General features: G+C 71.6%; 5 protein-coding genes and 1 pseudogene. 2 read left to right on the top strand and 4 right to left on the bottom strand.

Features of this window, described 5'->3' with window-relative positions; all coding sequences use genetic code 11:
- The 4 genes and pseudogenes from secA to ACOJUJ_RS00665 form a co-directional block, all read right to left on the bottom strand.
- A pseudogene (gene secA / locus ACOJUJ_RS00680) lies at positions 1–685 on the bottom strand (preprotein translocase subunit SecA); the annotation flags it as partial.
- A gap of 4 nt (positions 686–689) precedes the next feature.
- A complete protein-coding gene (gene nadD / locus ACOJUJ_RS00675; protein WP_420124914.1) occupies positions 690–1,286 on the bottom strand; it encodes a nicotinate-nucleotide adenylyltransferase in 597 nt (198 codons plus the stop codon).
- A gap of 11 nt (positions 1,287–1,297) precedes the next feature.
- Positions 1,298–2,059 (bottom strand): outer membrane protein assembly factor BamD, encoded by a 762-nt coding sequence (locus ACOJUJ_RS00670; RefSeq protein ID WP_420124913.1) that lies wholly within the window; start codon positions 2,057–2,059, stop codon positions 1,298–1,300.
- 51 nt (positions 2,060–2,110) lie between these two features.
- Positions 2,111–2,845 carry a tetratricopeptide repeat protein gene (locus tag ACOJUJ_RS00665; protein WP_420124912.1) on the bottom strand — a complete coding sequence of 245 codons (735 nt, stop codon included), beginning with the start codon at positions 2,843–2,845 and terminating at the stop codon, positions 2,111–2,113.
- An 878-nt stretch (positions 2,846–3,723) separates the two neighbouring features.
- Here ACOJUJ_RS00665 and ACOJUJ_RS00660 point away from each other — a divergent pair.
- Both ACOJUJ_RS00660 and ACOJUJ_RS00655 read left to right on the top strand, forming a co-directional pair.
- Positions 3,724–4,410: a polysaccharide biosynthesis/export family protein gene (locus ACOJUJ_RS00660; protein ID WP_420124911.1), complete on the top strand. Its 687-nt coding sequence runs from the start codon at positions 3,724–3,726 to the stop codon at positions 4,408–4,410.
- 7 nt (positions 4,411–4,417) lie between these two features.
- Positions 4,418–6,922 carry a GumC family protein gene (locus tag ACOJUJ_RS00655; protein WP_420124910.1) on the top strand — a complete coding sequence of 835 codons (2,505 nt, stop codon included), beginning with the start codon at positions 4,418–4,420 and terminating at the stop codon, positions 6,920–6,922.
- Positions 6,923–7,027 lie beyond the last annotated feature (105 nt).

Below are 7,027 nucleotides of genomic sequence, written 5' to 3'. Positions count from 1 at the left end.
CGCCGTAGGCGGCGCGGCGCTCGGGGGTGTTGGGCTCGTGCAGGTCGATGCACCCCACGGTCAGGCCCAGGAACCCGTACAGGTGCCCCATCCACTCGCTGTCGCGCTGCGCCAGGTACGAGTTGACGGTCACCAGGTGCGCGCCGCGGCCGGCCAGGGCGTTCAGGTACAGCGGCAGCGTGGCGACCAGCGTCTTGCCCTCGCCCGTGGCCATCTCGGCCACCTTGCCCTGGTGCAGCGTCATGCCGCCGATGAGCTGCACGTCGTAGTGCACCATGTCCCACACCAGCGTCTGCCCCGTCACCTGCGCCTCGGTGCCCACCAGGCGGTGGGCGGCGGCCTTGACGGTGGCGAACGCCTCGGGAAGGATCTCGTCCAGCACCCCTTCCAGCTCGGCCTTGAGGCGGCGCTCGGCGGCGCCCATCTGCTGCGACAGCGCGTCGCGCTCGGTGGCGTCTTCGGAGACGCGGCGGCGCGCGCGCAGGTCGGCCAGCTCGGCCTCGGCGTCGGCGGTGGCTTCACGGATGGCGGCGCGGAACTTTTCCGTCTGCCCCTTCAGCTCGTCGTCGGAAACGCCCTTCAGGCGCTCGAACTCGCGGTTGATCTCGTCGACGATGGGCTGCAGCCGCTTGAGCTCGCGCTGGTGGCGCGTGCCGAACACGGCCTTGACGAGGGACTTCAGCATCTCGCTATCGAATCCTGTCCAGCGGGGAAGGCTCCCGGTACAGCCGCTCGCGCTCGATGACGGCGCGCACGGCGTCGGGAACCAGGTATCGTAAGGTTTGGCCCGTGGCCGCGCGGCCGCGGACCAGGGTGGACGACACGTCCACCCGCGTCACGGGCACGTGCACCGCGGGGTACGCAGGGTCGTCCGGAAGCGTCTCGCCCTCGCGCGACACCACCGCCAGGGTGGCGATGCGCGCGATCTCGTCCGGCTCACGCCAGCGCGGCAGGTCGGCCAGGTTGTCGGCGCCGGTGAGGAAAAAGATCTCCGCCGCCGGGTGCCGGTCCCGCACCTCGCGCAGGGTGTCGACGGTGTACGAGGGCCCCTGCCGCTTCAGCTCCAGGTCGTCCACGCCAAAGCGCGGATCACCCGCGACGGCCGCCGCGGCCATCTCCAGCCGCAGCGGCGCGGGCGTGCGCACCCGGCCTCCCTTGAGGGGGTGCACGGCGGCGGGGATCCACAACAGCCGGTCAAGCCGCAGCGCGTCGCACGCCTCCGAGGCCGCCACCAGGTGCCCCAGGTGCGGCGGATCGAAGGTGCCGCCAAAGAGACCCAGCCGCACGGACCGCGCCGTCAGCGCCCTGCCGAATCGGCCGGGGCGGCTGCCAGGTTGCGTGCCTCGGGGCTCTGCGGGTACTCGCGCAGCAGCCGGGCGCGGGTGGCCGCCTCTTCCTCGCGGTACCCCAGGCGCCCGTACGCCTCCGTCATCCGCAGCAGCGCCGACGACGACCACGGGCTCTCCGGGAACTGCGTGACGACGTTGTTGAAGTACACGATGGCGGCGTCGTACAGCCCGCGGCGAAAGTAGAAGAAGCCGTTTTCGTACGCCTTCTGCGCCAGCTTGCCGCGCATCTCCGCCACCCACGCCTGCGCCTGCGCGGCCTGCGGGGTGCCGGGGTAGATGGAGGCGAACGACTCGCAGTAGGTGATGGCGGCGTTGGTGTACTCCGGGTCCAGCTGCGGACGGGGCGACAGGCGGTGGTACGCGTCGCACAGCCCGAAGCGCGCGGCCTCGGCCTCGGGGTCGCGCGGAAACTCGGTGGCCACGCGCAGGAACTGCGCGGTAGCGCTCACGTACTCGCGCGTTTCCAGGTGGGCCCGCCCCAGCGCCATCAGCGCGCCCTTGAGGCGCGGGTCGGAGGTGGCGTTGGGGACAAACTGCCCCAGCAGCTCGGCGGCGCGGCGCCACTGCCCGGCGTTGTAGGCCTCCATCCCCTGCGCGTACGCCGACTCTACGGTCAGCGGCGGGGGGGTGCGGAATAGGGCACAGCCGGGGAGGGCCGCGGCTACGAGTAGGGCGAGCGCGGCCCTGCGGAAAGGTCTCAGATCGGTCATGGGCAGCATGTACCCGCGGACGGCCCGCAGGTTCGATGGCGCGAAAAAAGGTCAGGCGGACGCCGCTTCGGCGCGGCGCCGCTCCAGCATTCCAAGGTACGCGGAGACCTGGGCGCTGCCCGGCTGCTGGGCCAGGCAGCGGCGCCACTCCGTTTCGGCGGCGTCCAGCTGTCCGGCGCGGAACAGGGCCAGCCCCAGGTTGCTGCGGGCCTGCACAAAGCCGGGGTTGTGCTCCAGCACCGCCTGCAGTTCGCCCCGCGCTTCGTCGTGACGCCCCAGCTCGATCAGCGTCCGACCCAGGCGGGTGCGGATGTCCAGAAAGCGGGGGCGCAGCTCTACGGCGCGGCGGTACTGCTCCACCGCCTCGTCGGGCGCGCCGGCCTGTTCGTACGTCTCGGCCAGCTCGCCGTGCAGGTTGGCCAGGCGCGCGGCGGCGGCGGAAGAAAATCGTCCTCCCCCGCCCTTTTCCTCGTCCGCTTCCGCCGCGCGGGCAAAGGAGGCGCGCGCCTCGTCCAGCCGCCCCAGGTCATTGAGCGTGATGGCGCGGTTCAGGTGCGCCTCGACGTAGCCGGGGTTCAGCTCGGTGGCGCGGGTAAACGCGGCCAGCGCCTCGTCCGGGCGGCCCAGCATGGACAGGCACACGCCGGACAGGTTCTGCACGTCGGCGAACTCCGGCCGGCGCGCGGCGGCGGACTGCAGGTCGTCCAGCGCGGCCAGGTACTGGTTGCGCGCCAGCGCCTCCTTGCCGCGCGCGATCAGCTGCTCGACTGCGGGCTCCTGCGTCATCGTCTCGGTGGCGGCGTGTGGGGCGGAACTGGGAAAAACCGGGAGAACATAGGGAGCCGCCCGTCCCGCGGCAACCGGCCGGGTGCGTCATCGCCCGTCGACGGGGGGAGGAAAAAACGGGGCTCACGCGGAGGCGCGGAGGACGCGGAGAGCGCGGAGAAAAGGGAGGCGGCCTGCCTCTGCTCGCGATCAGGGACGGGCGAAATCGAGAGGCTGCGCCGGTGGGGAAATCCGTGATCCCGTCGGATTCCGCTCCGGGCTCGGCCTCATCCAGCGAATCGGCATCGAGGCGCATCGGTTGCCCATCCGCGACGCTCGAACCGCGGAAGGAAGAAACAGGGCATCTCCGATTCCATCGTGTCCAAGGTCCCGTCAGGGTTGACGTACTTCAGAACGCAATTGCAACTGCACATGCATTCATCTGCACTTTTCTTCCCTGTAGTCATCTCCGGGGGAAACGAAGTCGCACGGGGGCGTCCGTCCGCATCACCTGATGCGCGTCCTGGGTGAGCCGACGGAGGACTGCCGAAACGGCGTGAATCGGTGGACGCGTGGCTGATCGGCCGCGACCCAGGGAGCGGCCCGGCGCGGCCAAACGATTCGGCTGCGTGGGCTGTAATGCGGTGATTGTCCGTGGAGCGGAGATCCAGGGACTGCCTGTACCGCGTATCAGCAGGAAGACGAAGGTAATGCAGACGACGCTCGACGGGTGCGAAGCGGTGGCCGATCGTCCGCTCCGCGCGCACGCTGTCCACCCCCGCCCATGCGATCGAGGCCCCGCCCGCGACACCCGCGACCTTGAAGGGGCTGCACCACGGGGCTATACTTCCCTGCTTGACGCTTCCTCCCGCTCTCGCAACCGCCGAGTTGGCTTCCTGATGCATCGTGTGTTCCCGCTCGTCGCCGCGGCCCTGCTGCTGACCGCCGGCACCGCCGCGGCACAGAACGGAGCGGAGCCGGCCGCCGTTCCGGCCGCCACGCAGACCAGCGCGCCGCCGTCCGAAATCGCGGACACTTCGGCGATCACGCTTCGCCCCGGCGACCTGCTGCGCATTCAGGTGTGGCGCGAGCCCGACCTGGCCGGCGAGTTCCAGGTGGACGTGGACGGGGTGGTGATCCTGCCGCTGATCGGCGAAAAGCGGGTCACGGGCATTCCCGTGCGCCGCCTGCGCGAGGTGCTGATCGAGGACTACCAGGTGCACCTGCGCAACCCGTCCATCAACATCACGCCGCTGCGGCGCATCCACGTGCTGGGCTCGGTGCGGCAGGCGGGGGTGTACCCGGTGGACCCCACGGTGACCCTGGCCGACGCCGTGGCGCTGGCCGGCGGCACGGTGGAGGGCGGCGACCTGCGCCGCATCCGCATCGTCCGGCGTGGCGAGGTGATCCGCGAGCGCGTGGCCGCCGGCGAGACGCTGCGCGAGGTGGACCTGCGCTCCGGCGACCAGATCTACGTGGAGCGGCGCCCCTGGATCCAGCGCAACGGCGCCACCCTCATCGGCATGGGGATCTCGGCGACCAACCTTGCGCTGAACCTCATCCGCATCCGCCGGGCCGGCAACTAGGAGTATCGTGGAATCCCGTCTACCTCCGTCCGCGTCCGACGAGCGCAACGCACCCGCCAACCGGGTGGCCCAGCCGCCTTCCGCCCTTCCGGCGCGGGAGGTGTCCGACGGCATTACCTTCCGCGACTTCTGGTACACCATCGTGGGCCAGCGCTGGCTGGTGCTGGGGGTGACGCTGGCGGCGGTGCTGCTTACCGCGCTGGTGGTGTCGCGCCAGCAGCCGCGGTACAAGAGCGAAGCCACGCTGCGCGTGAACTCCGGCGGCGAGGGGATCGCCAACCCGCTGGAGGCCATCTCGCCCGGCGCCGGCGGCGCCGAAACCGAGCTGGCCACCGACATGGTGGTGCTGCGCAGCCGCCAGGTGGCCGAGGCGGTGGCCGAGTCGCTGAGCCTGAACCTGCGGCTGGAAGAGCCGGCCCGTACACGCGACGCGGTGCTCATGCCGCTGGTGGTGCCGCCCGGCACGCCCTCGGCGCTGGTGGAGATGGAGCACCGCGGCAACGGCGAGTACTCGGTGCGCATCGCCGACGGCGCGCGCACGCAGGTGCCGCAGCGCGTGCGCATCGGCACCCCGTTCCAGCTGAACGGCGCCACCCTGGCGCTGGCCCCGCGGCTGTCGGACTCGCCCCCCGACCGGGTAGTCTTCCGCTTTCGCCCGCTGACGGTGGCGGCGACGCAGCTGCGCGCCAACCTGGAGGTGTACCGCCCCGACCCGCGGGCGCAGGTGGTGCACATCCGCTACGACAGCGAGGACCCGGAGCTGGCCTCGGAGGTGCCCAACGCGGTGAGCCGCCACTTCATCCAGTACAAGGCGGCGGCCAGCCAGCAGGAGGCCCGCAGCGCGGTGGAGTTCCTGCAGGAGCAGGTGACCAACTACGAGGTGGAGCTGGCCAGGGCCGAAACCCGGCTGCAGGGCTTCCGCGAGCAGGAGCAGGTGGTGAACCTGCAGGACCAGGCCTCGCAGCAGGTGCGGCGGCTGGCCGAGCTGCAGGCTTCGGTGGAGCAGCTGCGCTCCGAGCGCGAGGCGCTGACCACGCTGCTGGCCAAGGTGCGCGCGGGTGACCAGACGGAGGGCGAGCCCTCGCCGTACCGCCAGCTGGCGGCGTTCCCCTCGTTCCTGCAGAACCCGGCCGTCAACAACATCCTCAACACGCTGACGGACCTGGAGAACCAGCGCACCCAGCTGCTGGTGCGGCGCACCACCGAGAACCTGGACGTGCAGGGGATCGACCAGCGCATCCGCGAGCTGGAGCTGCACCTGTACCGGGTGGCGCAGAACCACCTGGAAAGCCTGGACAGCCAGATCCGCTCCGAGGACGCGTCGCTGAGCCGCTTTGGAACGCAGATCCAGCTGATCCCGGCGCGCGAAGTCCAGTTTGCCCGTCTGGCGCGCGACCAGGACCTGCTGACGCAGATGTACACGCTGCTGCAGACGCGCCTGAAGGAGGCGGAGATCCGCAGGGCGGTGGAGCCGGCGACGGTGGAGGTGATCGACGAGGCGCTGGTGCCCCGCAGGCCGTACATGCCCCGCCCGCTGCGCAGCCTGGTGCTGGCGGGGGTGCTGGGGCTGATCACGGCGTGCGCGCTGGCGGTGTCGCGGCGGGCGCTGGACACCCGCATCCGTACCCGCGAGGACGCGCAGGCGGCCACGGGCGGCGCGCCGATCCTGGGCGCCATCCCGCGCATCAAGTCGGCCGTGGGGGCCGGCGCCCACGCGCCGGGCGTGAACGGCGACGGCAAGCGGCGCGGGCGCAAGGTGGCGCTCACGCCCGTGACGCCCGAGGTGCTGCAGACGTCGCGCATCGTCACGCGCATCGACCCGCACAGCCCGGCGTCGGAGGCGTACCGCGCCCTGCGCACCAACCTGACCTTTTCCAGCATCGAGCGGCCGCCGCAGGTGGTGGTGGTGACCAGCGCGCTTCCCGGCGACGGCAAGAGCACCAGCGCGGCCAACCTGGCCGTGACGCTGGCGCAGCAGGGAACGCGCACGCTGCTGATTGACGGCGACGTGCGCCGCGGCGTGCTGCACCAGGTGTTCGAGCTTCCGCAGACGCCCGGCCTGACCAACGCGCTGCTGGGCCGCGACGACACGGACCGGGTGGTGTACCGCGTGCCCCTGGACGGCGAGAACGCGCTGGACGTGATCCCTGCGGGCGTGTTTCCCCCCAACCCGTCGGAGATCCTGGGCTCGCAGCGCATGCGCGACCTGCTGGCCAGCATGCGCGCGCGGTACGAGATGATCATCGTCGACGCGCCGCCGCTGAACCTGGTGACGGACGCGGCGGTGCTGGGCACGGCCTCGGACACCACCGTGCTGGTGGCGCGCGTGGGTATTACCGACAAGCGCGCGCTGCAGCACGCGGCCACGCAGCTGTTCCACCTGAACGCCCCGCTGGCGGGGGTGGTGCTGAACGACATCGACCTGAGCGGCGGCTCGTACTACGGGTACAGCTACGGCTACGGGTACGGATACTCGTATTCCACCCGGTACGCCGCCGCCGGGAAGGACTGACCTGCCGGGCGGGCCAGGACGCGGGCGCGCGGGGGGCGCCCCGCACGGGGGGGCCCCCCCCCCCCCCCGCCCCCCCCCACCCCCACCACACCAACCCCCCCGGCG

It is taken from the genome of Longimicrobium sp. (assembly GCF_048594345.1).
Classification (GTDB): domain Bacteria; phylum Gemmatimonadota; class Gemmatimonadetes; order Longimicrobiales; family Longimicrobiaceae; genus Longimicrobium.
The sequence above is the reverse complement of the archived record's forward strand: the minus strand, read 5'-3'. Positions and strand labels throughout refer to the sequence as shown.

What these genes read in the sequence shown, in the direction of transcription:
- ACOJUJ_RS00670 (WP_420124913.1), bottom strand. Translation starts at nt 2,059, where the DNA reads ATGACCGATCTGAGACCTTTCCGCAGGGCCGCGCTCGCCCTACTCGTA.
- ACOJUJ_RS00665 (WP_420124912.1), bottom strand. Translation starts at nt 2,845, where the DNA reads ATGACGCAGGAGCCCGCAGTCGAGCAGCTGATCGCGCGCGGCAAGGAG.
- ACOJUJ_RS00660 (WP_420124911.1), top strand. Translation starts at nt 3,724, where the DNA reads ATGCATCGTGTGTTCCCGCTCGTCGCCGCGGCCCTGCTGCTGACCGCC.